Origin of the sequence: Mesorhizobium sp. WSM4312 (assembly GCF_002294875.1) — a bacterium.
In the GTDB taxonomy this organism is placed as follows: Bacteria; Pseudomonadota; Alphaproteobacteria; order Rhizobiales; family Rhizobiaceae; genus Mesorhizobium.
The window spans coordinates 344378-370316 of the sequence record NZ_NSFU01000005.1; the positions used below are offsets into that span (position 1 = coordinate 344378).

21 protein-coding genes are annotated in these 25939 nt (G+C 62.9%); 17 read left to right on the top strand and 4 right to left on the bottom strand.

From position 1 onward, the window contains the following. Positions 1–28: 28 nt before the first annotated feature. Positions 29–1861 carry an ATP-binding protein gene (locus CK228_RS10540; protein ID WP_095787797.1) on the bottom strand — a complete coding sequence of 611 codons (1833 nt, stop codon included), beginning with the start codon at positions 1859–1861 and terminating at the stop codon, positions 29–31. A 154-nt stretch (positions 1862–2015) separates the two neighbouring features. Between CK228_RS10540 and CK228_RS10545 the strand changes: the two genes are divergently transcribed. Next, a complete protein-coding gene (locus CK228_RS10545) occupies positions 2016–2579 on the top strand; it encodes an XRE family transcriptional regulator (RefSeq protein ID WP_095787798.1) in 564 nt (187 codons plus the stop codon). 4 nt (positions 2580–2583) lie between these two features. Continuing rightward, positions 2584–2892, top strand: coding sequence for a hypothetical protein (locus CK228_RS10550; protein WP_095787799.1), 309 nt, complete (start codon positions 2584–2586; stop codon positions 2890–2892). A gap of 76 nt (positions 2893–2968) precedes the next feature. Here the strand turns inward: CK228_RS10550 and CK228_RS10555 are convergent, their stop codons facing one another. Further along, complete coding sequence (locus CK228_RS10555) at positions 2969–3856, bottom strand: LysR substrate-binding domain-containing protein (RefSeq protein ID WP_095787800.1); 888 nt, start codon at positions 3854–3856, stop codon at positions 2969–2971. A gap of 118 nt (positions 3857–3974) precedes the next feature. Here CK228_RS10555 and CK228_RS10560 point away from each other — a divergent pair, with 118 nt between their 5' ends. The 3 genes from CK228_RS10560 (at position 3975) to CK228_RS10575 (ending at position 7581) form a co-directional block, all read left to right on the top strand. After that, positions 3975–5126: a gamma-butyrobetaine dioxygenase gene (locus CK228_RS10560; protein ID WP_095787801.1), complete on the top strand. Its 1152-nt coding sequence runs from the start codon at positions 3975–3977 to the stop codon at positions 5124–5126. Further along, positions 5123–5707, top strand: a complete 585-nt coding sequence (locus CK228_RS10565; RefSeq protein WP_095787802.1) for an HD domain-containing protein — start codon at positions 5123–5125, stop codon at positions 5705–5707. Before CK228_RS10560 ends, CK228_RS10565 begins: the two co-directional genes overlap by 4 nt. 713 nt (positions 5708–6420) lie before the next feature. Further along, entirely contained in the window at positions 6421–7581 is a 1161-nt protein-coding gene (locus CK228_RS10575) for a PcfJ domain-containing protein (protein ID WP_095787804.1), read from the top strand. Between the two features lie 91 nt (positions 7582–7672). Here CK228_RS10575 and CK228_RS10580 read toward each other — a convergent pair whose 3' ends face one another. Further along, positions 7673–9475, bottom strand: coding sequence for an NAD(P)/FAD-dependent oxidoreductase (locus CK228_RS10580; RefSeq protein WP_095787805.1), 1803 nt, complete (start codon positions 9473–9475; stop codon positions 7673–7675). Between the two features lie 501 nt (positions 9476–9976). Here CK228_RS10580 and CK228_RS10585 point away from each other — a divergent pair. The 9 genes from CK228_RS10585 (at position 9977) to CK228_RS10625 (ending at position 20709) form a co-directional block, all read left to right on the top strand. Next, the gene (locus CK228_RS10585) at positions 9977–11758 is read left to right on the top strand and encodes an acetolactate synthase 3 large subunit (protein ID WP_095787806.1); all 1782 of its coding nucleotides are present in this window, start codon (positions 9977–9979) and stop codon (positions 11756–11758) included. A gap of 78 nt (positions 11759–11836) precedes the next feature. Beyond that, complete coding sequence (gene ilvN, locus CK228_RS10590; protein ID WP_013894763.1) at positions 11837–12412, top strand: acetolactate synthase small subunit; 576 nt, start codon at positions 11837–11839, stop codon at positions 12410–12412. A gap of 119 nt (positions 12413–12531) precedes the next feature. Continuing rightward, entirely contained in the window at positions 12532–13128 is a 597-nt protein-coding gene (locus tag CK228_RS10595) for a LysE family translocator (RefSeq protein WP_095787807.1), read from the top strand. 213 nt (positions 13129–13341) lie between these two features. Continuing rightward, positions 13342–14604 (top strand): efflux RND transporter periplasmic adaptor subunit, encoded by a 1263-nt coding sequence (locus tag CK228_RS10600; protein ID WP_095787808.1) that lies wholly within the window; start codon positions 13342–13344, stop codon positions 14602–14604. Next, the gene (locus CK228_RS10605) at positions 14601–17762 is read left to right on the top strand and encodes an efflux RND transporter permease subunit (RefSeq protein WP_095787809.1); all 3162 of its coding nucleotides are present in this window, start codon (positions 14601–14603) and stop codon (positions 17760–17762) included. Before CK228_RS10600 ends, CK228_RS10605 begins: the two co-directional genes overlap by 4 nt. 78 nt (positions 17763–17840) lie before the next feature. After that, the gene (gene nthA / locus CK228_RS10610; RefSeq protein ID WP_095787810.1) at positions 17841–18458 is read left to right on the top strand and encodes a nitrile hydratase subunit alpha; all 618 of its coding nucleotides are present in this window, start codon (positions 17841–17843) and stop codon (positions 18456–18458) included. Then, the gene (gene nthB, locus CK228_RS10615) at positions 18455–19114 is read left to right on the top strand and encodes a nitrile hydratase subunit beta (protein ID WP_095787811.1); all 660 of its coding nucleotides are present in this window, start codon (positions 18455–18457) and stop codon (positions 19112–19114) included. Before nthA ends, nthB begins: the two co-directional genes overlap by 4 nt. Beyond that, positions 19083–19445 carry a nitrile hydratase accessory protein gene (locus CK228_RS10620; protein ID WP_179295870.1) on the top strand — a complete coding sequence of 121 codons (363 nt, stop codon included), beginning with the start codon at positions 19083–19085 and terminating at the stop codon, positions 19443–19445. The genes nthB and CK228_RS10620 overlap by 32 nt, the downstream gene beginning before the upstream one ends. A 136-nt stretch (positions 19446–19581) precedes the next feature. Continuing rightward, positions 19582–20709 (top strand): ATP-dependent RecD-like DNA helicase, encoded by a 1128-nt coding sequence (locus tag CK228_RS10625; RefSeq protein WP_010910153.1) that lies wholly within the window; start codon positions 19582–19584, stop codon positions 20707–20709. 2 nt (positions 20710–20711) lie between these two features. On the opposite strand, the gene CK228_RS10630 is transcribed toward CK228_RS10625, so the two are convergent. Continuing rightward, positions 20712–21131 carry an STAS/SEC14 domain-containing protein gene (locus CK228_RS10630; RefSeq protein ID WP_095773056.1) on the bottom strand — a complete coding sequence of 140 codons (420 nt, stop codon included), beginning with the start codon at positions 21129–21131 and terminating at the stop codon, positions 20712–20714. 159 nt (positions 21132–21290) lie between these two features. On the opposite strand from CK228_RS10630, the gene CK228_RS10635 reads away from it, so the two are divergent. The 3 genes from CK228_RS10635 to CK228_RS10645 form a co-directional block, all read left to right on the top strand. Further along, a complete protein-coding gene (locus CK228_RS10635) occupies positions 21291–22031 on the top strand; it encodes a pyridoxine 5'-phosphate synthase (RefSeq protein WP_095787812.1) in 741 nt (246 codons plus the stop codon). A 98-nt stretch (positions 22032–22129) separates the two neighbouring features. Then, complete coding sequence (locus CK228_RS10640) at positions 22130–24043, top strand: potassium transporter Kup (protein WP_095787813.1); 1914 nt, start codon at positions 22130–22132, stop codon at positions 24041–24043. Between the two features lie 187 nt (positions 24044–24230). Continuing rightward, positions 24231–25939 (top strand): potassium transporter Kup (locus tag CK228_RS10645; protein WP_095787838.1); only part of this gene is annotated, 1709 nt, incomplete at its 3' end.

A 25939-nucleotide genomic window follows, 5' to 3' on the forward strand; every position in this document is an offset into this window, starting at 1 on the left:
TGCCGCTCTTCGTCAGAAAGTTGCAGGCTCAGTCGTTCTGGGGGCGCAGGCCGAATGTGGCGGGCTTTAGGCCGTAGCGCATGTCGAAATCGTCGTCTGCTTGCGCGCGGCCGGTTGCCGGCTTGCGGTAGTCGGGATCGCCGGCCTGGCGGCCGGAATCGACCACTTCGGCGAAGGCCATCGCCTGCGGCGTCGGTTTCGGCACGTTGCGCAGCCGCTCGACGATCGCCACCAGGTCGACATCATCGCCGGCCTTTGGCGACTCGATCTGTTCGCGCTTGGCCGCGCCGGGAAGCAGGTGGCTGGGCAGTCTTTCGAATTTCAGCCGCATGGTCGTCGCCACGCCTTCGCCGAAGGCGATGGCTTCGCGCTGTCCCATGGACGACAGGAAGGCAAGCGTGGAGGCGGAGGAGTCGGCGATGGCCGAGCGGATGATCGCCTGGTCCTGCTCGTTGGCGAGCCGCATGGCGAAGAAGGTCGAACATTGCGACAGGATGGTCGGGTCAAGCTCGCCGGGGCGCTGCGTGACGACGCCGAGATAGCAGCCATATTTGCGGCCTTCCTTGGCGATGCGCGACAGCGCGTGCCTGGTCGGCGCGAAGCCGAGACGCGGATCGGCCGGCATATAGCGATGCGCTTCCTCGCACAGCAACAGCAGCTGCAGCTTGCCCTCGCTCCACAGAGCGAGGTCGAAGGCCAGGCGCGCCAGCACCGAACAGACGGAGTTGACCACTTCGGAAGGCATGCCGGCCATCTCGAAGCAGGTCACCGGCCGGCCGTGATGCGGCACGCGGAAGATGTTGCCGATCGTCTCGTGGATGGTGTCCTCGATCAGGCGCGAACTGAACATGAAGCGATAGCGCGGATCGGCGGACGCCGATTCGATGCGCGTCTTCAGCGATTTGAGCGTCGGGCGCTCGTTCTTGCTTTCGAGCATGCCCATGCGCTCGTCGATCTGCTTGAGCAGATCGGCGATGCGGTAAGGCACCGGCGTATCGGCGGTCAGGGCATCGTTGCCGCGCCTGATATAGGCGCCTGAATTCGGGTTGCGGTAGAGGCTCTTGGCCAGCGGAATGAGGTCGCGCAGCGCGTCGATCTCTTCCGGCACCGTTTCACGGCCGCGAAACAGCACCTCGGCGAATTCCTCGAGCCTGAACATCCAGAACGGCAGGTCGAGCGTCTTGGAATCGACCTTGACGCAATATTCCGGCAGCGACGCCGCGAATTCATTGTGCGGGTCGAGGATCAGGATGCGCAGATCGGGGCGCGCTGCGATCGATTTGCGCAGCAGCAGCGAGACGGCGGTGGACTTGCCGACGCCGGTGGTGCCGACAATGGCGAAATGGCGCGCCAGCGTGTCGTCGATGGCGATGTTGGCGGCGATCGCCTCGTCCTGCGACAGCGAACCGATGGTGATGGAATGGCGGCCGGCGAGATCGTAGACGGCCTGCAGGTCGCGGCTGCGGATGCGGTGCGCGATCGCGCCGATATGCGGATAGGCGGTGATGCCGCGGTCGAAGACCGGCTTGGCGCCGGGCTCGGCACCATCGCGCACTTCGCCGATCAGCTCGATGCTGACCTCGATGGCGTTCTGGCCTTCATTGCTCCAGGCGCGGTCCGACTTGCCGATGCCATAGACCAGGCCAACGGTTCGCGTCGTGCCCAAATTGATGGAGATCATCTTGCCGACCGTCCAAAGGCCGGTCACCGCGCCGTCGACGTCATCGGCATAGGCGGCGATCGTGGCGCGCGCGCCGTCGCATTGCACGACATTGCCCAGAATGCGCCGGTCGTTCTGCTCTGCGTTGCGGCGCTCCTGCGATGTCGGTTCTCCGACGGAAGCTTCGCGTTCGACATACATGGACAGGCCAATCCCCATTTCCCTTGACATCAGACCCTACTGGAATGGGGTTAAGGCCGGATGAGGTCGGATGGTGTAGAGAGGATTAAGCGCCTGGCGAAAATTGTCGCGAAATGGCTCTTCACCAATCCTTGTCTTTCGCTATGATGGACGAATGGATGATATAGCGAACGATATTTCTTCGACCATCGGCAGGCGGATCCATGCCGAAAGGGTCGTGCGGGACTGGTCGCTTGCCGAGCTTGCCGAGCGGTCCGGTGTTTCCAAGGCGATGCTGAGCACGATCGAGCGCGGCATGACCAGTCCGACGGCGGCCCTTCTGGTGCGCATCGCGGCGGCTTTCGGCATGACGCTGTCTACCCTCATCGCACGCGCGGAATTGCAAGGCGGCGGGTTGCTACGCGAGGCCGATCAGCCGGTGTGGCGCGATCCCGATACAGGCTATGTCAGGCGGCATCTGTCACCTGCCGGCGACATGCCGCTCGAACTGATCAAGGTGCATCTGCCGCCTGGCGCCAGGGTCAGTCTGCCGGCGGCTTCCTACGCCTTCATCAAGCAGCAGATCTGGCTGATTTCCGGACGGCTCGAATTCACCGAGGGCGATATGGTGCACAAGCTCGAACCCGGCGACTGCCTGGCGCTCGGCGCGCCGTCGGACTGCACCTTTCATGCCCTGGAGGCGGGCGCCGACTATCTCGTCGCACTGGTCAAGGGCTGAGATCATGGCGAGACGGCCAAAGCGCTCCCACAACGGGGGGCCGCCTCTTGATGAGTATAAGGGGCCGCCCTGGGGCAAGGGCGATCCCTACATTTTCCTGGCCTGGCAGGCCGCGCACGCCAAGGCATGGAAGGCGCCGAGCCGTGAAGTCATGCTGATGCGCATGGACAAGGCCGAGCGGCTGGGCCTGACCTATGAGGAATACACGCTCGAGATCCTCGAGCGTGGACGGCATCTCCGGGAAGAAGACTCCGAGCGCATCAGCGCCATCAAGGCCGCGCGCAAGCGGCGCCGCGTGCGCCATCTCGATTGACGCCGACATGGCGGGCTGACCGGCATGTTGATTTGCTGGAAGCGTGTCGGCGCCACATCGCGCCAGACGGTGCCGGTCATGCCGGGGGCTTTCTGGACAGGTGCCCCAGCAGCCACTGGCGGAATTCCTGTTCGGCACTGGTCAGGCGCGCGGTCGATGCGCTGGTCAGAAAATGGCCTGAGCTGCTGGAGAGCTCGAAATCGGAAAGCGGCACCAGGCTCCTGTTCCTGAGTGCTGCGTCGACAAGCGGCCGCGACCCCAGCAGCACGCCGGCGCCGGCGCTCGCCGCTTCCATCGCCGCGACGAAACTGTCGAAGCGATGCGATCGCTGGGGGTGGCCGGCCAGTCCAGCAGCCGTGAACCATTCCGCCCACATTTCGCGCGCGCCAGCGACCAGAAGCAGCGGCAGAGCTGTCCAGTCGGCGCCACCTGCGAGGGTCGGACTTGCCACCGGCACAAGCCGCTCGGCAGTCAGCCTGTCGGCCTCGCGTCCGGGAAAGGAGCCGTTGCCGAAACGGATGTCGAGCGCGGAGCCCGGCAAATCATAGTCGGTTGGCCGATGGATCGTGACCAGATCGAGCTGGATGCGCGGCAGCGCCTGGGCGAGATCGGGCAGCGCCGGGACCAGTATCAGCAAGGCGAAGGAGATCGGCACCCGGATCGAGACGGTCTGGACAGCGCGCGGCTCGAACAGTTCCGTCGTGCTGCTGGAGATGGTGGCGAAGGCCGACTGGATGTGCGGCAGATAGGCGGCGCCCTCCGGCGACAGCGCGACGCCGCGCGCCAGCCGCGAGAACAGGCGCGCCTTCAACCGCTCCTCGAGAAGGCGGATATGTTGGCTGACGGCCGCCTGGGTCAGGCCGAGTTCGGCCGCGGCCGCCGTGAAGTTCGACAGCCGCGCCGCGGCCTCGAAACTGCGCAGCCAGTCGAGGGGAGGGAGAGGGGGAATGGGTTTCCGAGGCATTATAAATTTGTGGCCTTTGACCGAAAAATGATAATTTGAGTTATGCCTTTCTTATGGCCAACATGCAATCGAAACCCTGCGGACCGGGCCGCGGGGCGTAGAGGACAGGAACGGATCCATGCTCACCCACGCGCTGATTGGCGACGAAGGCAGAACGATCGAACTTGGCTGGCAGGGTGGGAGGCGCACCCGCTTTCACGCCATGTGGCTGCGCGACAATGCGCTCGACGACAAGACGCGCAGCGCCGGCAATGGCCAGCGGCTGATCACCATCCTCGACATTCCAGCCGAGACGAGGATTGGGGCTGCCGCGATCAAGGGCGGCGCGCTGGAAATCAGCTTCGTGCCGGAAGGAAAAACGGTCAGCTTTCCCGCTCAATGGTTGAGCGCCAACGCCTATGATCGCGACGAGCTTCGCGAACCCGGCTGGACGGGCGATATCATCCAGCGCTGGACCAAGGCGACGATGCAGAATTCGGTGCCGCGCGCCAGCTACAAGGCGGCCTTTCACGGCCGCAGCATCCTGCGCGAATGGCTTTCGGCGGTGAGGACCTACGGCTTTGCGGTGATGGACGGACTGCCGGCGGAGTCCGGGGCGCTGTGCAAGGTCTCCGACCTGTTCGGCTATATCAGGGAGACCAATTACGGCCGCTGGTTCGAAGTGCGCGCCGAGGTCAATCCGAACAATCTCGCCTACACCAATCTCGGCCTCCAGGCGCACACCGACAATCCCTATCGAGATCCGGTGCCGACGCTGCAGATCCTGGCCTGTGTCGAGAATACGGTGGAGAGTGGTGAGTCCAGCGTCGTAGACGGCTTTGCCGTTGCGGCCGCGCTGCAGGCGGAAAACCCTGAGGGCTTCCGGCTGCTGAGTTCCTGTCCGGCGCGCTTCGAATATGCCGGCTCGTCCGGCGTGCGGCTGCAGGCGAAGCGGCCGATGATCGAACTCGGACCGGATGGCGAGCTGATCTGCATCCGCTTCAACAACCGTTCGCTGGCGCCTGTCGTCGACGTGCCGTTCGCCGATATGGACGCCTACTATGCCGCCTATCGCCGGTTCGCGGAGCTGATCGAGGATCCCGCCTTCGAAGTGACGTTCAAGCTTCAGCCTGGCCAAGCCTTCATCGTCGACAACACGCGCGTCATGCATGCCCGCAAGGCGTTTTCGGGCACCGGCAAGCGCTGGCTGCAGGGCTGCTACGCCGACAAGGACGGCCTGTTGTCGACGCTTGCGGCGATCGAGCACAGCTTCAAGGAGGCCGCCGAATGAGCGGCCAGGATTTGAACGCGGACAATGTCGTCGAATTCATCGCCGACATTTTCGAGCGCCGGGGCGCGGAATCCTATCTCGGCGAGCCCGTCACCATGTCCGAGCACATGCTGCAAGGGGCTTGGCTGGCGGAGCAGGATGGTGCGCCCGAAGTACTGGTGGCGGCCGCGCTGCTGCACGACATCGGCCACTACACCAGCGAGTTCGGCACTTATTCGCCGGACGATGTCGAGGACAAGCATCATGACGAGGCCGGCGGCGAGGTGCTGGCGCCGTTCTTCCCGCCGATCATCGTCGAATGCGTGAGGCTGCATGTCGCGGCCAAGCGCTATCTCTGCGCCACCGACCCGACCTATTTCTCGAGACTGTCGCCGGCTTCGGTCCATACGCTGTCGCTGCAGGGCGGACCGATGAGCGCCGACGAGGTGGCCGAGTTCCGCAAGAACCCGTTCCACGAGGAGGCGGTGCGGGTCCGTATCTGGGACGAGGGCGGCAAGGTCGCCAACATGAAGACGCGAGCGTTTCGCGATTACATGCCGTTGCTGCAGCGCGTCGTGCGCGATTTCAGCGATCACGCCTGACGCGACCCATCAGGAAGGGGGCAACCCATGTGTTTCTGCTTCGACGGTGACAATGCGGTGGCTGCATTCCGGCCGGAGAGCTGCCGCGAGCGTTTGCCTGACGCCGGCACCGAACGACCTGTCCAAGGCGAACCAAGCCGGCTTGGCGCGGTCGCTTCGACCGGGCCGGCCGACGCTGGCCACGTTCGCCATATTGCTGTCGGGATGGTTCCGGAGTATTAGCCGCGCCCGACATGCGGCCCTTTTTCATCTGCCGCACCCGTATCGACCACACTGTTGAAGGAGGCATGATGAGAGCTTGTTCACGCATTTCGCGCCTCCATGGCGGTCGAACGGGCTGACTCGCACCGCAGCGGATTCCATTTCCTGACGATCTGACGGCCGCCAAACTGCGATGCGTTGCCGCGGTCGTTGTCTGCGGCTGTATCGATGCCGCTGAGATCGATGAAACGGTGGGAGCCTACATGCTCCCGGCCGACGATGGCGGCTGCCTGAAGGCCTGAGATGCGCCTTTGCAACACTTACTCAGGCCATTGTAAATATTGAAAGATTGCTCTTGCTCGAAAGTTTCTGCGGGCCTAGAGAGCCCGCCCATTCCAACCCGTCATCCCCAGAGGAGGCCTGTCAGATGTCACGCCAATCCAGATCGACACATTCCGTGCCGGCGCTGGAATTGCGTGCGGTTGACAGGGTTCCAATCGGGAAGAACGGCCATGGCCAGGTCCATGATCCAGCGCAGGCAGGACGCCGAGCGCCAACGCATTGAAGCATATCAAGCATCGCTGCGGCGGGTTTGCGCCATGCCGCGCCCCGCTCCGGATTTCGAGCGGGCGCTCGACGAGGTACGCCGAGGCCATGCCGGCATGGCGATCCGCGACGGGGCTTTGTGGCGTCCAAAGCTGAAGACGCGCGACCCGGCGCGACTGCGGCTGGCGGCTGCCCGCTATCTCTATGCGCGCTATCCGGTTTCGGCCGCGCTCGAGGCCATCTGGCTGGATCGATCGGGGCTGGACGGCCAGGAGATCGCGCTTCGCCTTGCCTGGTACGTCGCGGTTGCAGGTGGTGGGTCGCTCTACAAGGCGGGCGCCAATGCGTGGCTGTCGCGCAAGGAGGTGCATTGCTTCCTCAACGTGGCCGGCGACTTTGCCTTCGAAGAGGCGTTCTGGTTCGCGATTGCTCGCTCCTACACCGAGGATTGCGGACTGGCAGCTCGCCTGGCGCGCACCAAGATCGCGCGCACGCCGCGCGCCGATCTGGCCTTCTGGCGCGAGGTGGCTCGCTTCTTCTGCGGGCAGCCAACGTCGAAGGAGGAGATCGACGATCTCAGCGACTATATCGCCGCCATGCACCGGCGTGACAAGGCGTACAGCCTGAAGGGCCGCACGCTCGCCTCGCTCAGCCGGCAGATGTCGGATTGGCATCGCGACCTTGCCGCGATCGAACGCATCGAGGCGATGCGCCGGCGTGCCGTCGCGCGGGCTCAACCCGTCGCCTGCGCACCGGTGCAGAACAATGTATGGGCCGGCTCGCGCCTGCAGGACTGGGAATGGCATCCGTCGCCCAAGGAAGCCAAGGCGCATGGCGAGTGGTTCTCTATCCGCCAGTTGAAGACGGCGGAGGATCTCGTTGCCGAGTCGAGGGCGATGCATCACTGCGTGTCGTCCTATGCGACCAAATGCATTGCCGGATATGCCTCGATCTGGACGCTCCGACGCAAGGCGCTCGGCAAGATCGAACGCTTGCTGACGATCGAGCTCGATCCACAGCATCGGGCGGTGCAGGTGCGCGGTTTCGGCAACCGTCTGGCTACGCCTGACGAACGCAAGATCCTCGAGCGCTGGGCCAAGGCGACCGGCGTGACTTTGCGGGACTGACACGAAAACCCCGCGCGGCGGACATGCCGCGCAGGGTCACCCTTTTCTGATCGCCGATGCGGGATGGCAAAAGGCCTTGCGAGGTTGCCTTCTATCCCTTGTGGTGCACTGTCTGCAGCCCATAGACCGGCGTCGGCAGGCCGGCATGCCGGGCTTTCAATTGCAACGACAGGAACTGCGAATAATGGCGCGACTGGTGCAGATTGCCGCCGTGGAACCATAGCGCTTCCTGCTGCGTCGGCTTCCACATGTTGCGCAATTCGCCTTCCCAGGGGCCGGGATCCTTGGTGGTGTTGGAGCCGAGGCCCCAGCATTTGCCGACCTTGTCGGCGGTTTCGCGCGAGATCAGATCGGCGGCCCAGCCGTTCATCGAGCCGTAGCCGGTGGCGTAGACGATGAGGTCCGCAGGCAGTTCCGATCCGTCACTCAGCACAACCGAATGCTGCCTGATCTCTTCGACGTCGACGCCGCTCCTCAGCTTAATCGAACCATCGATGATCAGCTGGGAGGCGCCGACGTCGATGTAATAGCCGGAGCCGCGCCTGAGGTACTTCATGAACAGGCCGGATTCGTCGTCGCCCCAGTCGAGCATGAAACCGGCCTTCTCCAGCCCTTTGTAGAACGCCGCGTCGCGTTTCTTCATCTCGGCATAGGCCGGGATCTGGAACTCGTGCAGGATCTTGTAGGGCAGCGAAGCAAAGATAAGATCGGCCTTGGCCGTGGTGATGCCATTCTGCAGAGCCTGCTCAGAATAGAGCGCACCCAGTCCGATCTCCATCAACGTGTCGGATCTGGCGATATGGGTGCTTGAGCGTTGCACCATGGTGACGTCGGCGCCGGCTTCCCAAAGGGCCGCCGCGATATCATGAGCGGAATTGTTGGAGCCGATGACAACGGCTCTTTTCCCGGCATAGCCATCGGGGCCAGGGTGCTTCGAGGAATGGTGCTGGTCACCCTTGAAACTCTCCATGCCCTTGAATTTCGGCAGATTGGCCTTGCCTGACTGTCCGGTGGCCAGAACCAATTGCTTGGGCTTCAAGGTGATGTCCTTGCCGTCGCGGCGGACGACGACGGTCCACTCCTTCTTCTCGTCGTCATAGGAGGCGCTCCTGGCCTCGGTCGACGACCAGTAGTTCAGCTCCATCACCTTGGTGTACATTTCCAGCCAGTCGCCGATCTTGTCCTTCGGCGAGAAGACCGGCCAGTTCTTCGGGAAATCGATATAGGGCAGATGGTCGTACCAGACCGGATCGTGCAGGCAGAGCGACTTGTAGCGCTTGCGCCAGCTGTCTCCGGCCCGTTCGTTCTTCTCGACGATGATGGTCGGCACGCCGAGTTGGCGCAGCCTTGCGCCGAGCGCAATTCCGCCCTGGCCGCCGCCTATGATGAGCGTGTAGGGCTGCGTCTTGAAGCCGAGCTCGGCGGCCTCCTTCTCACGCTCTTCCTTCCATGTCGGACGGTTCTTGCCTGAGCCATGCTTGGCGCCCATCGGCCGCGCTAAGCCGGCCGGTTCCTCATGGCCTTTCAATTCGACCATGGTGGTCAGCAGCGTCCAGATCTTGCCTTCCTTAAGCCTTATGTGGCCAAAGCCGCGCGCGACTTCGGTCTCGAAACTGATCCAGCCCTCGATCAGCCCGTCGCTCTCGGTCGCGTCCTCGCCCTTGGCGAGCGCCCAATGTGACGGCTTCGTCTTCGACAGCTGGCTCTTCAGCATGGCGCGGATCTGGTCCTTGCCCTCCATGGTCTTGATGTTCCAGGTGAAGGTGACGAGGTCGCGCCAGTAGCAATCCTCCTGGAAGCAACCGACAGCCCTGTCGATGTCATTGGCGGCGAGGGCTCCGCCGAATTGGTCGAGCAGGTCGGACAGTTTCTTGCTTGGGGCCTTGTCGAGCATATGTTTTCCTCCGTGAAATCCAGGCCGTCATGGTGGCTCCTCCCGACTTGCAAGCCGGACGATGAAGTATCGGCAGAGAGGACGGCCTTCGTCACGCCCCACCATAGTTTCGCGTGGCTTCAAGGACTTATCTGGAGAGAGCGGTTTCCGAGCCGGATTGGAGCGCTCTTGCGAAGGGCGATGGTGGCGGTGTCGGCACGATGCGGGGCCCATCGCGAAATCGTGACGCGCCATTTGTCGAATTGGGAAGCGCCTTCATCGCTGGCGCGATTTTTGCCGTTGACAGGGCGCCTTGCCGGCCCGTAGTGTCCGCGACCATGAAAAAGGCACTCATTCTCGTAGGAAGGCGCGTGGGCAAGGCGGTGTAACCGCCGGGCGAAAACCTCCCATGCGCAACACACAGGCTCCCTCGGGGGCCTTTTTTATTGCCTGAAACACGACTAAACGACCGACAACACCCAAGTGGCAACGCCCAAGCGGCGACAGTACGGGACCAGACCGATGAGCAACGGACAGAGTGAGCGGCGCGAGATGACGGGCGCCGAAATGGTGGTGCAGGCGCTGAAGGACAATGGCGTCAAGCATGTCTTCGGTTATCCCGGCGGCGCGGTTCTCCCGATCTATGACGAGATCTTCCAGCAGGACGAGGTCGAGCACATTCTCGTGCGGCACGAGCAAGGTGCCGGCCACGCGGCCGAAGGCTATGCGCGCTCGACCGGCAAGGCCGGCGTCATGCTGGTGACATCGGGCCCCGGCGCCACCAATGCGGTGACGCCGCTGCAGGATGCGCTGATGGATTCGATCCCGCTGGTCTGCCTGACGGGCCAGGTGCCGACCTCTCTCATCGGCTCCGACGCGTTTCAGGAATGCGATACGGTCGGCATTACGCGGCCCTGCACCAAGCACAACTGGCTGGTGAAGGACGTCAACGAACTGGCCGCGACCATCCATGAGGCTTTCCATGTCGCCACCACGGGTCGTCCCGGTCCGGTTGTGGTCGACATCCCGAAGGACGTGCAGTTCGCCAAGGGGTTTTATGTTCCGCCGCAGATCGCGCCGCGCACCAGCTACCAGCCGAAGGTCCAGGGCGATCTGGAGAAGATCAAGGCCGCGGTCGAACTGATGGCCACCGCCAAGAAGCCGATCATCTATTCGGGCGGCGGTGTGATCAATTCCGGTCCGGAAGCGAGCCATTTGCTGCGCGAACTGGTCGACCTCACCGGTTTCCCGATCACCTCGACGCTGATGGGGCTCGGCGCCTATCCGGCGTCGGGAAAGAACTGGGTCGGCATGCTCGGCATGCATGGCACCTACGAGGCCAACATGGCCATGCATGACTGCGACGTGATGATCTGCATCGGCGCGCGCTTCGACGACCGCATCACCGGCCGGCTCAATGCGTTCTCGCCGCACTCGAAGAAGATCCACATCGACATCGATCCGTCCTCGATCAACAAGAATGTGCACACCGAGGTGCCGATCATCGGCGATGTCGGCCGGGTGCTGGAGGATATGGTGCGGCTGTGGCGGGCTACCGCCAAGGCCGACAAGAAGGCGCTCTACCCCTGGTGGGAGCAGATCGCCAAATGGCGCGCGCGCGATTCACTCGCCTTCAAGATGAACAACGACGTGATCATGCCGCAATACGCCATCCAGCGGCTCTACGAACTGACCAAGGACAAGGACACCTACATCACCACCGAGGTCGGCCAGCACCAGATGTGGGCGGCGCAGCATTATCATTTCGAAAAGCCGAACCGCTGGATGACGTCAGGCGGTTTGGGCACGATGGGCTATGGCCTGCCGGCGGCGCTCGGCGTGCAGATCGCGCATCCCGATGCGCTGGTCATCGACATTGCCGGCGACGCCTCGGTGCAGATGACGATGCAGGAGATGAGCGCGGCGGTGCAGTACAAGGCGCCGATCAAGATCTTCATCCTCAACAACCAATATATGGGCATGGTTCGGCAATGGCAGCAGCTCTTGCACGGCAACCGGCTGTCGCATTCCTACACCGAGGCGATGCCTGACTTCGTCAAGCTGGCGGAGGCCTATGGCGGCCATGGCATACGTTGCGAGAAGCCGGACGAACTGGACGACGCCATCACCGAGATGATCTCGGTCCGCAAGCCCGTGCTGTTCGACTGCCGCGTGGCGAACCTCGCGAACTGCTTCCCGATGATCCCGTCGGGCAAGGCGCACAACGAGATGCTGTTGCCGGACGAGGCCACCGACGAGGCCGTGGCCAATGCCATCGACGCCAAGGGCAGGGAGCTGGTGTAGTCGACGGGCCAAGGCAGGGCTTGTCGAAAGAAGCCGTGCGCAAACAAACAATCAGACCAAGAATTTGAGATCCATGCCATGAACGCACAGCACCTTCAACCGACCGGCTCCGCCTATTTCATCGCCAAGGAAACGGAGCGGCCGGAGAATCACACGCTCTCCGTGCTGGTCGACAACGAACCGGGCGTGCTTGCCCGGGTCATCGGCCTGTTCTCCGGGCGCGGCTACAACATCGAGAGCCTGACAGTTTCCGAGACCGAGCATGAAAAGCACCTGTCGCGCATCACCATCGTGACGCGCGGCACGCCGCATGTGCTGGAGCAGATCAAGCACCAGCTCGAGCGCATCGTGCCGGTCCACCGCGTGGTCGATCTCACCGTGCGCTCGCACGAATTCGGACAGGAGCGGCCGCTGGAGCGGGAACTGGCGCTGGTCAAGGTTGCCGGCACCGGCGAGGCCCGGGTCGAGGCACTGCGGCTGGCCGACGCATTCCGCGCCAGCGTCATCGACGCCAACACCGAGCATTTCATCTTCGAGATCACCGGCAAGGGGTCCAAGCTCGACCAGTTCATCGCCATCATGAAGCCGCTTGGCCTGGTCGAAATCTGCCGCACCGGCGTGGCGGCCATGAACCGCGGCCCGCAGGGCATGTAGACACGCCACCGCGCAAGGAATCCGTCGCTACAACGCCTGGTTCGATCGGTGGCCGGGCGCTGGCCTTTGTGCGGCCAGCAAAATAGAGACAATAATGCTGACATATCTGGGGGGATAACATGTCATTCGACGCATTCCTCGCACTGCTCATCTATGCCTTCGTGACCTCGATCACGCCGGGGCCCAACAACCTCATGCTGCTGGCATCGGGGGTGAATTTCGGCATTACCAGAACCGTTCCGCACATGCTTGGCATCAGCATGGGCTTCCTGGTGCTGCTGCTTGCCGTCGGCCTTGGCCTTGGCGCTGTGTTGACGGCGTTTCCGGCGCTGCACACTGGATTGAAGATCGGCGGGGGCGCCTATCTGCTCTATCTCGCCTGGAAGATCGCCATGTCGCGCTCGCTGACCGGCAAGGGTGACACGAAAGGGCGGCCCATGCGCTTCATCGATGCGGCTGCATTCCAGTGGGTCAATCCGAAAGCCTGGGTGATGGCGATCACCGCCATGGCTGTCTATGCCAATGCCGAGCACCCGTTCCTGTCAGTGGTGTTGATCTCGATCGCCTTCACCATCGTCAACCTGCCGAGCGTTTCGGTTTGGGCGGGATTCGGCACGGCACTGCGGGGCTTTCTATCGGATCCGGTGCGACTGAAATGGTTCAACATCGCCATGGGCGTGCTCTTGGCGGCCACGCTTTGGCCGATGCTGAAATAGGGTTCCCGGAAGGTTCGATGGGCGTCGGCTCGCGGCGATAGCGGCGCTGCCTGCCGATTGTGCAGTGCACATTAAATCTTCGTAATGCCGTGTTTTGGCCCTTTTCCAACAAATGCGTGTCCTATCTATTCGGCGAAATCGCGGCAACGAGCCGTGGATTGCGCTAGAATACGACCCCAGACTACGGCGTGTCGGACGGAGAGGCCTTTGTCGATGCGTGGAAAAGTCATTGTTTCATTGCTTGTCGTCGCCTGTGCGGGCGCGGGCTGGCTCTATCTGTCTCCGGACACGCTGGGCAAGATTGAGCAACTCATCGGCGCAAAGCAGGTCCCGGCGTCGGACAAGGCGGCAACCAACAAGCAGGCAGCCGGGGGCAAGCAGGGGGCCGGCGGCGGCGTCCGTTCGGCCTCGATCGTTTCGGCGACGGCAACCACGGCCGACTTCCCGATCCGGCGCTACGCCATCGGCTTCGTCTCTTCGCCCGCCGTGGTCAGCATCAACGCGCGGGTCTCCAGCCAGATCGTGTCGATCGACGTCAAGGACGGGCAGATGGTGAAGGCGGGCGACATCCTGTTCTCGCTCGACGACCGGTCGCTCAAGGCGCAACTCGCCAAGGACCAGGCCACGCTCGCCAAGGACCAGGCGCTGCTTGCCAGTTCGAATTCCGATTTTCAGCGCGCCAAGGACCTTGTCGCCAAGCAGGCCGGCACGCAGCAGACCTATGATCAGGCCGTGGCCGCACAGAAGGCGGCGGCCGCGACCGTCGACGCCGACAAGGCGACGATCGACGCGGACAATGTCCAGCTTGGCTTTGCCACCATCGCGGCGCCGATCGCGGGCAGGCTGGGTGCGGTCAACGTTGCCGTCGGCGATCTGGTGACCACCAGCAATGGCAACAGCAGCACCTCGACGCCGCTGGTGACCATCACCCAGATGGACCCGTTGCAGGTCAACTTCAACTTGCCGGAAAGCAACCTTGCGCTGCTGCACAAGGCGCTTGCCGATCCGCAGCAAGGGGCGGTGACGTTGACCAAGGATGGCGAGCCGACGCCGATCGGCAAGGGCACGCTCGATTTCGTCGATTCCAGCGTCGATACCGCCTCGGGCACGATCGCCACGCGGGCGAGCATACCGAACGCGGATCTTTCGCTGTGGCCGGGCCAGTATGTGAATGTCGTGCTCGACGCCGGCATGATGCCGCAGATGACCTCCGTTCCCACCGTTGCGGTGCAGCCCAGCCAGAAGGGGCCTTTCGTCTATGTGGTCAAGCCGGACAGCACGGTCGAGATGCGGCCGGTGCAAGTGGCGTTGACCGAAGGCCAAAACAGCGCCATCAGCCAAGGCCTCAAAGCGGGCGAGAAAGTGGTCACGGAAGGCCAGACCAGGCTGAAGGATGGCGCCGCCGTGCACGAAGGCGCCGCGGCCGCAGCGCCCAAGGTGGCTGAGGCAACCAATGCCGGCGAGGCGGCCCGATGATCTCCGAATTCTGTATTCGCAGGCCCGTCGCCACCCTCCTGATGTCGTTCGCCCTGGTGCTGGGCGGACTGTTTGCCTACAAATTCCTGCCGGTGGCCGCACTGCCCAGCGCCGAATTCCCGGTGGTCAACGTCTCGGCTTCGCTGCCTGGCGCCTCGCCGGAAACCATGGCGACATCGGTGGCGACGCCACTGATCAAGCAGTTCGCGACCATCGCCGGCATTGATTCCATTTCGACCACGAACTCGCTCGGCCAGACCTCGATCGCGATCCAGTTCGTGCTCAACAGGGATATCGACGCAGCGGCGGCGGATGTGCAGGCCGCGATCGCGCGAACGCAAAAATCGCTGCCGCCGCAGATGACGTCGCCACCCAGCTATCGCAAGGTCAATCCGGCCGATGCGCCGATCCTTTTGATGTCGCTGGTCAGCGACACGGTTCCGCTGACCGACCTCGACGCCTTTGCCGAGAACGTCATCTCGCCGTCGCTGTCGACCATCGACGGCGTGGCGCAGGTCTCGATCTTCGGCCAGCAGAAATATGCCGTGCGCATCCAGATCGATCCGACAGCGCTTGCCGCGCGCGGCATCTCGATCGATCAGTTGCAGGCGGCGGTCGCATCGGCCAACAGCAATACGCCGCTCGGCGTGCTGCAGAACAACAAGCAGCAGTTGACCATCACAGCAAACACCCAGCTGACCGACGCCGCCGGCTTCTCCAACCTCATCATCGCCACCAAGAACGGCCATCCGGTGCGGCTGGGCGAGGTGACCCGCGTCGTCGATTCGGTGCAGACCACGACGACGGCGAGCTGGTATGACGGCACGCGCGCGATCATCATGGCCGTGCAGCGCCAGCCCGATGCCAACACTGTCGACGTCGTGGACAAGGTCAAGGCGATGCTGCCGTCCTTCCAGGACCAGATCCCGGCCGCTGCCCAGATCAAGCTGCTCAACGACCGCTCGACCTCGATCCGCCAGGCAGTCGACGACGTGCAGTTCACGCTGCTGTTGACCATCGCCCTGGTGGTGATGGTGATCTTCGTGTTCCTGCGCCGGGTGACGGCGACCATCATCCCGGCCGTGGCGGTGCCGATCTCGCTGATTGCCACGCTGGCTGCGATGTTCCTGTTCGGCTTTTCCATCGACAACATATCGCTGATGGGTCTGACGCTGGCGGTGGGCCTCGTCGTCGACGACGCCATCGTCATGCTGGAAAACATCTTCCGCCACATGGAGGAGGATGGGTTGTCGGCCTTCGACGCGTCGTTGAAGGGCGCGCGCGAAATCGGCTTCACCATCATCTCGATCTCGATCTCGCTGGTGGCCGTGTTCATCCCCGTGCTTCTGATGGGCGGTGTCATCGGGCGCATCTTCAACGAGTTCGCCGTCGTCGTGACGGTCGCCATCCTGGCATCGATGTTCGTGTCGCTGACGCTGACGCCGATGCTGTGCTCGCGGCTCTTGTCGGTCACCAAGGCCGATCGCGAAGCACACGCCCCTGGCCACAAGCGGGACCTCGTCACGCGCGGCTACGACCGGGTCCTGAGCTTTTGCCTGCGCCAGACTTTCCTGGTGTTCCTCGTCTTCATCGGCACCGCGGCGATGTCTGTATGGCTGATCGAGATTTCGCCAAAGGGCTTCTTCCCGCAAGAGGATATCGGCCAGATCTCGGTGACCACCATCGCGCGTCAGGACATTTCCTTTGACGCCATGGCAAAGCTGCAGGGCCAGGTGGCAAGCGTCTTTTCCCATTCGCCCTATGTATCGCATGTGGCCTGGTCGGCAGGCAGCGGCAACAATGCATTGAACCAGGGCCAGCTCTATGTGCAGTTGAAGGACAAGAGCCAGCGACCCAACATCGAGAAGGTACAGGCGGATCTGCGCAAGCAGCTGGCCGGCGTGGCGGGTATCGAAACCTACATGCAGCCAGTGCAGAACCTAAGATTGGGTTCGCGGTCGTCCGCTAGCTCCTACCAGTTGGTGGTCCAAGGCCTCGATACCGTCCAGACCGATATCTGGGCGCAGAAACTGAATGACGCAATGGCGGCCGACCACGCGACCTTCACCGACGTCACCAGCGACCTGCAGAACAATGCGCTGCAGGCATCGCTGGTGGTGGATCGTGACAAGGCTGCCCAGCTTGGCATCGATACCGACACGCTGCGCTCCGCTCTCTACGGCGGCTTCGGCACCGACCAGGTTTCGACGATCTTCGGCTCGGCCGACAGCTATGAGGTCATCACCGAGCTCGATCCCAAGATCGAGTGGTCGCCCGAGCGGATGCTCGCCATCCAGATGCGGACGGCAAGCGGCAGCCTGGTTCCGCTTGGCGCCTTCGCCCGCGTCGATCGCACGGCGGGCACCCTGACGGTCAACCAGCTCGGCCAGCTTCCGGCCGTGACCATCTCCTACAATCTGCCGCAAGGCGTGGCGCTTGGCGACAGTACGGCTCGCATCAGCGCGCTGAAGGAGCAGATCGGCATGCCGACGGCTATCTCGACTTCCTTCGCCGGCACGGCCAAGACCTTCCAGGATTCGCTTGCCAATCAGGGCCTGCTCATCGGCGGCGCGATCCTGACGATCTATATCGTGCTCGGCATTCTGTACGAGAGCTTCATCCACCCGCTCACCATTCTCACCGGCCTGCCGTCGGCGGTGCTGGGCGCGGTCGTTGCCTTGCGCTTCGCCGGCATGGATCTGTCGGTCATCGCGGTGATCGGCATTCTGATGCTGATCGGCATCGTCAAGAAGAACGGCATCATGATGGTCGATGTCGCGCTTGAATTGCGACGAGAGGGCATGTCGGCCAAGGACTCCATCCACAAGGCCTGCCTGATGCGTTTCAGGCCGATCATGATGACGACGCTTGCGGCGCTGATGGGCACGTTCCCGATCGCGCTCGGTACCGGCGCCAGCGCCGAACTGCGCCAGCCGCTGGGCGTTGCCGTTGTCGGCGGCCTGCTGGCCTCGCAAGCGCTCACCCTGTTCGTGACACCGGTGATCTACGTCTACATGGAGAATTTCTCGGGCTGGCTCGCCGGGCTCATGCCGAAGCGCAAGGCCGAGTTGCCCGCGGTCGGGAATGCCGAACAGCCCTCGCTGTTCGGCATCAACGACGACATCCCGGCCGAGCCGCAGAAGACCGCGGCCGAATAGCCGGCCATCAGGCGCTGATTTCCGCTGGCCCAAGTCGTCATGCTTGCGACCGGCGGCTCGCGACCGTAATTTGCGGCCATGTCCCATGATCATGACCACGACAACGAGCTCGATCCTTTTGCCGCCCGCGTGCGGGCGCTGGAGACCATCCTGACCCGCAAGGGGCTGATCGATCCGGCGGCGATCGACGTCATCGTCGATACCTACGAGACCAAGATCGGCCCGCGCAACGGCGCCAGGGTGGTGGCAAAGGCCTGGAGCGATCCTGCCTATGCGGATTGGCTCAAGCGCGATGCGACGGCGGCGATCGAATCGTTGAGCTATACCGGCCGCCAGGGCGAGCACATGCAGGCGGTGTTCAACACCGAGGAGACGCACAACCTCGTCGTCTGCACGCTGTGCTCCTGCTATCCATGGTCGGTTCTTGGCTTGCCGCCGGTCTGGTACAAGGCGCCGCCCTATCGGTCGCGCGCGGTGATCGATCCGCGCGGCGTGCTCGAGGAATTCGGGCTGGCGCTGTCGGCCGCCACCAAGATACGCGTCTGGGATTCGACGGCGGAACTACGTTATCTCGTCGTGCCGATGCGCCCCAAGGGTACCGAAGGCTGGAGCGAGGAACGGCTGGCCGCACTGGTGAGCCGCGATGCGATGATCGGCACCGCGCTGGCCAAAGCACCGGAGGGGGCGCCGGCATGAACGGGCCGCAGGATCTCGGCGGACAAATGGGGTTCGGGCCGGTCGCGCCCGAAAAGGACGAGCCCTATTTCCACGCCGAATGGGAGAGGCGGGCGCTCGGCGTCACGCTGTGCGCCGGCGCCATGGGCGCGTGGACCATCGACGAGAGCCGGCATGCGCGGGAATCGCTGCATCCGGCCGACTATTATTCCTCCAGCTATTACCAGATCTGGATCAAGGCGCTGGAAACGCTGCTCAAGCGCCATGGTTTCGTCAGCGAGCGCGATCTCGAGGCAGGCGAAGCGATCGATGCGGCGGCGACCCCGAAACGGGTGCTGAAGGCGGAAAATGTGCCTGCCGTGCTGGCCAAGGGCAGTCCCTGCAACCGGCCGATGGCGGAGCCGGCGCGGTTCAAGGCCGGCGATCCCGTGCGGACGAAGAATTTCAACCCGACCGGCCACACAAGGCTGCCGCGCTATGCGCGTGGCAGGCAAGGCAAGATCGAGGCGGTGCGCGAGGGCTTCGTCTTTCCCGACAGCAACGCGCATGGGCAAGGCGAAAACCCGCAATGGGTCTATACGGTGGTTTTCGAAGGTAAGGAGATCTGGGGCGAGGGCGCCGATCCGACGCTGACCGTTTCGATCGATGCCTGGGAGAGCTATCTTGAGCCGGCATGAAGGCACCTTGCCGTTCGACGAACCGGTATTTTCAGAACCATGGCAGGCTGAAGCCTTTGCGATGACGGTGGCACTGCACGACAAGGGCTTGTTTTCGTGGAGCGAATGGGCGGAGGCCCTGTCCGCCGAGGTCAAGAAGCCGGGCGCTGCAAGCGACGGCCATGACTATTACGAACATTGGCTGGCGGCGCTGGAAAGCCTGCTTGCCTCAAAGGGGCTGGCCGCCAAATCCGATGTCGATGCGATGGCGCAGGCCTGGGAGCGCGCCGCGCATGCCACGCCGCACGGCAAGCCGATCCTGCTGGAGAACGATCCGCACGCCGCGCAATGATCACGGGCGGAACGACGTTTGTTCCCTTTACGTTCTTGGTTGCGCCTGATAGTCTGCGCGTGGGGAGTTAGCCGCCGTTTGTATCGATGGTGGCGCCTATCTTGTCTTTCCCTTGCGAATCCGGTCACACGATCAGATGGAATTTTCTCCCCAACAGGATGAGGCGCTGCAAGCGGTCGCCCGCTGGCTGCAGGCCGGCAAGCCGCAGTTGTTCAGGCTGTTCGGCTATGCCGGCACCGGCAAGACGACGCTGGCGCGCTATTTCGCCGAACATGTCGACGGTCAGGTGCAGTTCGCCGCCTTCACCGGCAAGGCCGCCCAGGTGCTGCGCTCCAAGGGGGCGGTCAACGCCCGCACCATCCATTCGCTGATCTACAGGCCCAAGGGCGAGGAATCGGTGGAAGACGAGGTGACCGGCAAGACATCGATGTCGCCGACCTTTTCGCTCAACCGGCAGAGCCCCATCTCGCGTGCGAAACTGGTCGTCATCGACGAATGTTCGATGGTCGATGAGCAACTCGGCCGCGACCTGATGAGTTTCGGCACACCGATCCTGGTGCTGGGCGATCCCGGCCAGTTGCCGCCGATCTCGGGCGGCGGCTTCTTCACCGATCACGAGCCCGACTTCCTGCTCACCGAAATCCACCGGCAGGCGCGCGACAATCCGATCCTGCGGCTGGCGCTCGACGTGCGCGAAGGCCGCGAATTCATGCGCGGCGACTATGGCACGGCGCAGGTGATCGGCAAGGAAGACGTCACCCAGGAACTGGTGCTGAAGGCGGACCAGGTGCTGGTCGGCACCAATCGCACGCGCCGCCGCTACAATCAGCGCCTGCGCGAACTCAAGGGCTTCAACGCCGACTATCCGCAGGCCGGCGACAAGCTGGTCTGCCTGCGCAACGACCCGGCCAAGGGCCTGCTCAACGGCTCGCTGTGGAAAGTTATGACCTCGTCGCGCGAGACAGTGAAGCCCGGCATCAACCTGCTGGTGTCGCCGGAAGAGGACGATCCGGACCGCGGCGTCGCCAAGATCAAGCTGCTCAAGGCGGCGTTCGAGGATCCCGACGCCGATATCCCCTGGCAGCAGAAGAAGCGTTTTGATGATTTCGACTATGGCTATGCGCTGACCGTGCACAAGGCGCAGGGCTCGCAGTGGAACGAAATCGTGCTGTTCGACGAAAGCTGGGCTTTCAAGGAAACGCGCCAGCGCTGGCTCTATACCGCGATCACCCGCGCGGCCGAACGATTGACCATTGTCCGATAGAGTTACGACGCCGGCTTCTCTCGTACGCCGACCCGCCGGACCCCAAGCCATTCCCAGGCCTCTTCTTCGTCTTCGGCCTTGAAATGCCTGAATTCGATGGGCGACGATGCGGGCAAAGCGTGTCGCGCGTCCGGCGTCCAGTCCGGCGTGCCGATCGCCGCGCAGCGACCTATATGCTCCAGCGCATGGATGGTGCCCTGCTTCAGGGTCTCGTCGGAAATGTCGGTCCAGTCGACGCCGTCGTGATCGACGATGCGCACGGCCACGTCGATTCGCTGATGCAGCGCGTAGGCCGCCTCCAGCAGACCGAACAGGTTTTCCGCATCAGCCGCCGAGACATGACCGACCACGTCGATGGCGAACAGGTCGTCGCGATCGGTGTCGATGCGACGGATCGTCGGCACGGATTGCAGGAAATTCACGAATGGGCCTCCTTGCGCAAAACAGCGTCGGTCTTCTGGAACACCGGAAACCCCTATCTGTTCCCGTCAAAGGCGCTATAGATGCCCAGTCTCAAGCGCGCCGCGGCTGAATGGATAGGTGTGGCGCGTGCTAACCGCCTGATTTCACGGACACCAGACATGCCCGCAAAGCTTTCCGTCAACCTCAACGCCATCGCCATGCTGCGCAACCGGCGCGACCTGCCATGGCCCAGTGTCACCGGCATCGGCCGGCTTGCGCTTGCCGCCGGGGCGCATGGGCTGACCGTGCATCCGCGTCCCGACGAGCGTCATACGCGGCATTCCGACCTGCCCGAGATCCGGGCGCTGATCGACGATGAGTTTCCGCAGGCGGAATTCAACATCGAGGGCTACCCGAGCGAGGATTTCCTGACGCTTGTGGAAAAGCATCAGCCCGAACAGGTGACGCTGGTTCCCGATGATCCGGCGCAGGCGACCTCCGACCATGGCTGGAACTTCGTCGCCGATGCGGCGTTGCTGACGCCTATCGTCAGGCGCCTGAAGAAGGGCGGCTTCCGGGTTTCGCTGTTTTCCGACGCCGATTCCGCCGGCATGACAGCCGCGCGCGATACCGGCGCCGACCGGATCGAGCTCTATACCGGCCCTTATGGCAGTTACCATTCCGATTCCGCAAAAGCCGCCAAGGAACTGGAACGATTGGGAAAAACGGCCGACGCTGCACTCGCCGCCGGTCTGCAGGTCAATGCCGGGCACGATCTGACGGTGGGCAATCTGCCGGCCCTGGCCAAGCGCATTCCGGTATTGGCCGAAGTATCGATCGGACATGGGTTGACAGCCGACGCGTTGGAGTATGGCATGGCCGGCACGGTGGGCCGGTTCCTCAGGGCTTGCGGTTGGTAGGGGTAGAGTTTCGCCTTGCAGGTATGGCAGCCATAGCGTGCAACTGACATCGCATCGTAGCATGCGTGAGGCACCGCGCGCTCGTCGGGGAGTGGTCTATGGACCTTGCCAGTCGCGATAGCGAGGCCGAAACCGTCGAGCAATCGAGCCATTCCGGAGCCGAACAGCACAGCACCAAGGTTCTGATGCTGGGTGCGCTCGGCGTTGTCTATGGCGATATCGGCACCAGTCCGATCTACGCTTTCCGTGAGGCACTTCACGCTTCGCCCGGTATCGCTACGCGCGCTCACGTGCTTGGTGTGCTGTCGCTGATTGTCTGGGCGTTAACGATCATCGTGACCATAAAATATGTCGCCTTCGTACTTCGCGCCGACAATAAGGGCGAAGGCGGTACGTTATCGCTGATGTCGCTGGCGCGAACCGCCTATCCCAAAGGTGCGCGACTTATTCTGGCGATCGGGCTTTGCGGCGCTGCGTTGTTTTTCGGCGATTCGATCATAACGCCGGCCATCTCCGTGCTGTCGGCGGTCGAAGGCCTCAGGGTGGTGACGCCGACACTGGACCCCTACGTCGTGCCGATCACGCTGCTCATCCTGGCCATTCTGTTCTCGGTGCAGCGCTTCGGCACGGGAAAGGTGGCGGCGGTGTTCGGGCCGGTGACCGCACTATGGTTCCTGGCTATCGGCGTAGCAGGGCTCTATCACCTGTTGGACGATCCATCGATCCTGCTGGCCATCAATCCCTATTACGCGGTCGCCTATCTCGCCAGCACACCCACGGCCGCCTTTGTCACTGTCGGCGCGGTGTTCCTGGCGGTGACCGGGGCCGAGGCACTTTATGTCGATCTCGGCCATTTTGGACGCAAGCCTATCGTGTTGGCGTGGTTTTCCGTGGTTTTCCCATGCCTGCTGCTCAACTATTTCGGGCAAGGTGCTTTTGTGCTGGCCAATGGCGGGAGGCCGACCAATCCATTCTTCCAGATGCTGCCCGACTGGGCACTGATGCCGATGGTGGGGCTGGCGACGGCCGCAACCGTCATCGCTAGCCAGGCAGTCATATCCGGTGCTTTTTCGCTGACCCGCCAGGCGGTGCAGCTCAACCTTCTGCCACGCATAGAGGTGCAGCATACGTCCGAAATGCAACTCGGCCAGATCTACATGCCCCGCATCAATCTGCTCGTCGCTCTGGGGGTGATGCTGCTGGTCGTCGGTTTCGGCAGTTCGAGTTCGCTGGCTTCCGCCTACGGCATCTCGGTAACCGGCGAAATGCTGATGACGACGATCCTTTTGTTCGTCGTCATGCGCAAGCTGTGGAAATGGAGGCTGGCGGTCGCGCTGCCGCTGACATTGCTGTTCGGCATTATTGACAGCGGCTTCTTCCTGGCAAACATCGTAAAGATATTCGAAGGCGGCTGGGTATCGATCACGGTTGCCTGCCTGATGGGGCTGATCATGTGGACCTGGATACGCGGCACGCGCTATCTGTTCGACAAGACCCGCCGCAACGAGATCCCGCTCGATTTTCTTGCCGCCAATCTGTTGAAGAAGAAGCCGCACCTGGTGCCAGGCACGGCTGTGTTCCTGACCAGCGATCCCTTGAGTGCACCGACAGCGCTGATGCACAGCCTGAAGCACTACAAGGTGCTGCATGAGCAGAACGTCATCCTTTCGGTGGTGACGGCGCCGCAGCCGGTGGTGTCCGACAGCGACCGGGTCAAGATGGAGACGGTCAACGAGCTGTTCATGCGGGTGACGCTGACCTTCGGCTATATGGAACAGCCCAACATTCCGCGCGCGCTGGCGATCTGCCGCAAGCGGGGCTGGAAGTTCGACATCATGACGACGTCGTTCTTCCTGTCGCGGCGTTCGCTCAAGGCCTCGCCCAATTCCGGCATGCCGGTGTGGCAGGACAGGCTGTTCATCGGCCTGGCGCGCACGGCGGCCGATGCAACCGAATATTTCCAGATCCCGACCGGACGTGTCGTGGAAATCGGCACGCAAGTCGCTATTTAAAGGCTGATACGGCAGCTTTTATGGGCGCCAGCCATGCCCCGTGGCCGCGAATTCAGCCCGCGACCATTGATTTATAGGCCATTTCCTAAGGAGCCTAGCGTTGCCAACATGGGAGCCATCACGCCACGGCACTTGATATTGCATTGCAGCAAGCGTAGAGCACCGCGCGCTTATCGGAGTGTCGTCCATGGCCCTTGCCAACACTGGTAGTGAGGCAGAACCCGTCGAACAGTCGAGCCATCCGGAAATCGAACAGCATAGCACCAAGGTGCTAATGCTGGGCGCGCTGGGCGTTGTCTACGGCGATATCGGCACCAGCCCGATCTATGCCTTTCGCGAGGCGCTGGTGGCGTCGTCTCACGGCACCGTCGCCGATCGCGGAGATATTCTTGGTGTCCTGTCGCTGATCATCTGGTCGCTGACGATCATCGTCACCATCAAATACATCATGTTCGTGCTGCGGGCCGACAACCGCGGTGAAGGCGGCGTGCTGTCGCTGATGGCGCTGGCGCGCGGCAGTTTCCCCAAGCGCTCGGCGGTGATCCTGGGCATCGGCATTGTCGGCGCCTCGCTGTTTTTCGGCGATGCGGTCATCACGCCGGCGATTTCCGTGCTGTCGGCGGTCGAAGGCATGAATGTCGTCACACCGGCTTTCCAGCCCTACGTAGTGCCGCTGACCTTGGTCATCCTCGCCGTGGTGTTCGCGGTGCAGCGCTTTGGCACGGGTGGGGTGGGATTGGTCTTCGGACCGGTGACCGCCGTATGGTTTCTGGCGATCGGTCTTTCCGGCCTCAAGCACATCATCGCCGATCCGGAAATCCTGTGGGCGATCAGCCCGCACTACATCGTCGCCTTCCTGATCCATTCGCCCGACGTCGCCTTCGTGACGATCGGCGCCATCTTCCTGGCTGTCACCGGCGCCGAGGCGCTTTATGCCGATCTCGGCCATTTCGGACGCAAGCCCATCGTGCTTGCCTGGCTGTCGATCGTGTTCCCCTGTCTGCTGCTGAACTATGCCGGGCAGGGCGCCTTCGTGCTGGCCAAGAATGGCGTCGTCGGTCATCCGTTCTTCGAGATGAACGAGGGCTGGGCACTGATCCCGATGGTGGTGCTGGCGACCGCCGCGACGGTCATCGCCAGTCAGGCTGTGATTTCGGGTGCCTTCTCGCTGACCAGGCAGGCAGTGCAGCTCAACATGCTGCCGCGCCTCGAAATCCTGCACACCTCGGAAAAACAGTCCGGCCAGATCTACATGCCGCGTGTCAACCTTCTGCTGGCATTGGTGGTGATGATGCTGGTGGTCGGTTTCGGCGAATCCAGCAAGCTCGCCTCCGCCTATGGCATCTCGGTGACCGGCAACATGCTGGTGACGACGGTGCTGCTCTATGTCGTGATGACCCGCATCTGGAAATGGCGGCTCTGGGTTGCGATCAGCTTGAGTGTGCTGTTTGCCTTCATCGATATCGGTTTCTTCGCCTCCAACATTGTCAAGGTGTTCGAAGGCGGCTGGGCGTCATTGCTGGTGGCCTTCACAATCGTGCTGGGTATGTGGACCTGGGTGCGCGGTAGCCGCTATCTGTTCGACAAGACCCGCCGCAACGAGATTCCGCTCGATTTCCTCGCCGGCAATCTCTTGAAGAAGAAGCCGCAGCTGGTGTCCGGTACCGCGGTGTTCCTGACCAGCGATCCGCTCAGCGCGCCGACAGCGCTGATGCACAGCCTCAAGCACTACAAGGTGCTGCATGAGCAGAACGTCATCCTTTCGGTGGTGACGGCGCCGCAGCCGGTGGTGTCCGACAGCGACCGGGTCAAGATGGAGACGGTCAACGAGCTGTTCATGCGGGTGACGCTGACCTTCGGCTATATGGAACAGCCCAACATTCCGCGCGCGCTGGC

Bases quoted from the DNA above. Each gene is read 5' to 3' on its own strand.
- CK228_RS10540 (WP_095787797.1), bottom strand. From the start codon at position 1,861: ATGTATGTCGAACGCGAAGCTTCCGTCGGAGAACCGACATCGCAGGAG.
- CK228_RS10545 (WP_095787798.1), top strand. From the start codon at position 2,016: ATGGATGATATAGCGAACGATATTTCTTCGACCATCGGCAGGCGGATC.
- CK228_RS10550 (WP_095787799.1), top strand. From the start codon at position 2,584: ATGGCGAGACGGCCAAAGCGCTCCCACAACGGGGGGCCGCCTCTTGAT.
- CK228_RS10555 (WP_095787800.1), bottom strand. From the start codon at position 3,856: ATGCCTCGGAAACCCATTCCCCCTCTCCCTCCCCTCGACTGGCTGCGC.
- CK228_RS10560 (WP_095787801.1), top strand. From the start codon at position 3,975: ATGCTCACCCACGCGCTGATTGGCGACGAAGGCAGAACGATCGAACTT.
- CK228_RS10565 (WP_095787802.1), top strand. From the start codon at position 5,123: ATGAGCGGCCAGGATTTGAACGCGGACAATGTCGTCGAATTCATCGCC.
- CK228_RS10575 (WP_095787804.1), top strand. From the start codon at position 6,421: ATGGCCAGGTCCATGATCCAGCGCAGGCAGGACGCCGAGCGCCAACGC.
- CK228_RS10580 (WP_095787805.1), bottom strand. From the start codon at position 9,475: ATGCTCGACAAGGCCCCAAGCAAGAAACTGTCCGACCTGCTCGACCAA.
- CK228_RS10585 (WP_095787806.1), top strand. From the start codon at position 9,977: ATGAGCAACGGACAGAGTGAGCGGCGCGAGATGACGGGCGCCGAAATG.
- ilvN (WP_013894763.1), top strand. From the start codon at position 11,837: ATGAACGCACAGCACCTTCAACCGACCGGCTCCGCCTATTTCATCGCC.
- CK228_RS10595 (WP_095787807.1), top strand. From the start codon at position 12,532: ATGTCATTCGACGCATTCCTCGCACTGCTCATCTATGCCTTCGTGACC.
- CK228_RS10600 (WP_095787808.1), top strand. From the start codon at position 13,342: ATGCGTGGAAAAGTCATTGTTTCATTGCTTGTCGTCGCCTGTGCGGGC.
- CK228_RS10605 (WP_095787809.1), top strand. From the start codon at position 14,601: ATGATCTCCGAATTCTGTATTCGCAGGCCCGTCGCCACCCTCCTGATG.
- nthA (WP_095787810.1), top strand. From the start codon at position 17,841: ATGTCCCATGATCATGACCACGACAACGAGCTCGATCCTTTTGCCGCC.
- nthB (WP_095787811.1), top strand. From the start codon at position 18,455: ATGAACGGGCCGCAGGATCTCGGCGGACAAATGGGGTTCGGGCCGGTC.
- CK228_RS10620 (WP_179295870.1), top strand. From the start codon at position 19,083: ATGCCTGGGAGAGCTATCTTGAGCCGGCATGAAGGCACCTTGCCGTTC.
- CK228_RS10625 (WP_010910153.1), top strand. From the start codon at position 19,582: ATGGAATTTTCTCCCCAACAGGATGAGGCGCTGCAAGCGGTCGCCCGC.
- CK228_RS10635 (WP_095787812.1), top strand. From the start codon at position 21,291: ATGCCCGCAAAGCTTTCCGTCAACCTCAACGCCATCGCCATGCTGCGC.
- CK228_RS10640 (WP_095787813.1), top strand. From the start codon at position 22,130: ATGGACCTTGCCAGTCGCGATAGCGAGGCCGAAACCGTCGAGCAATCG.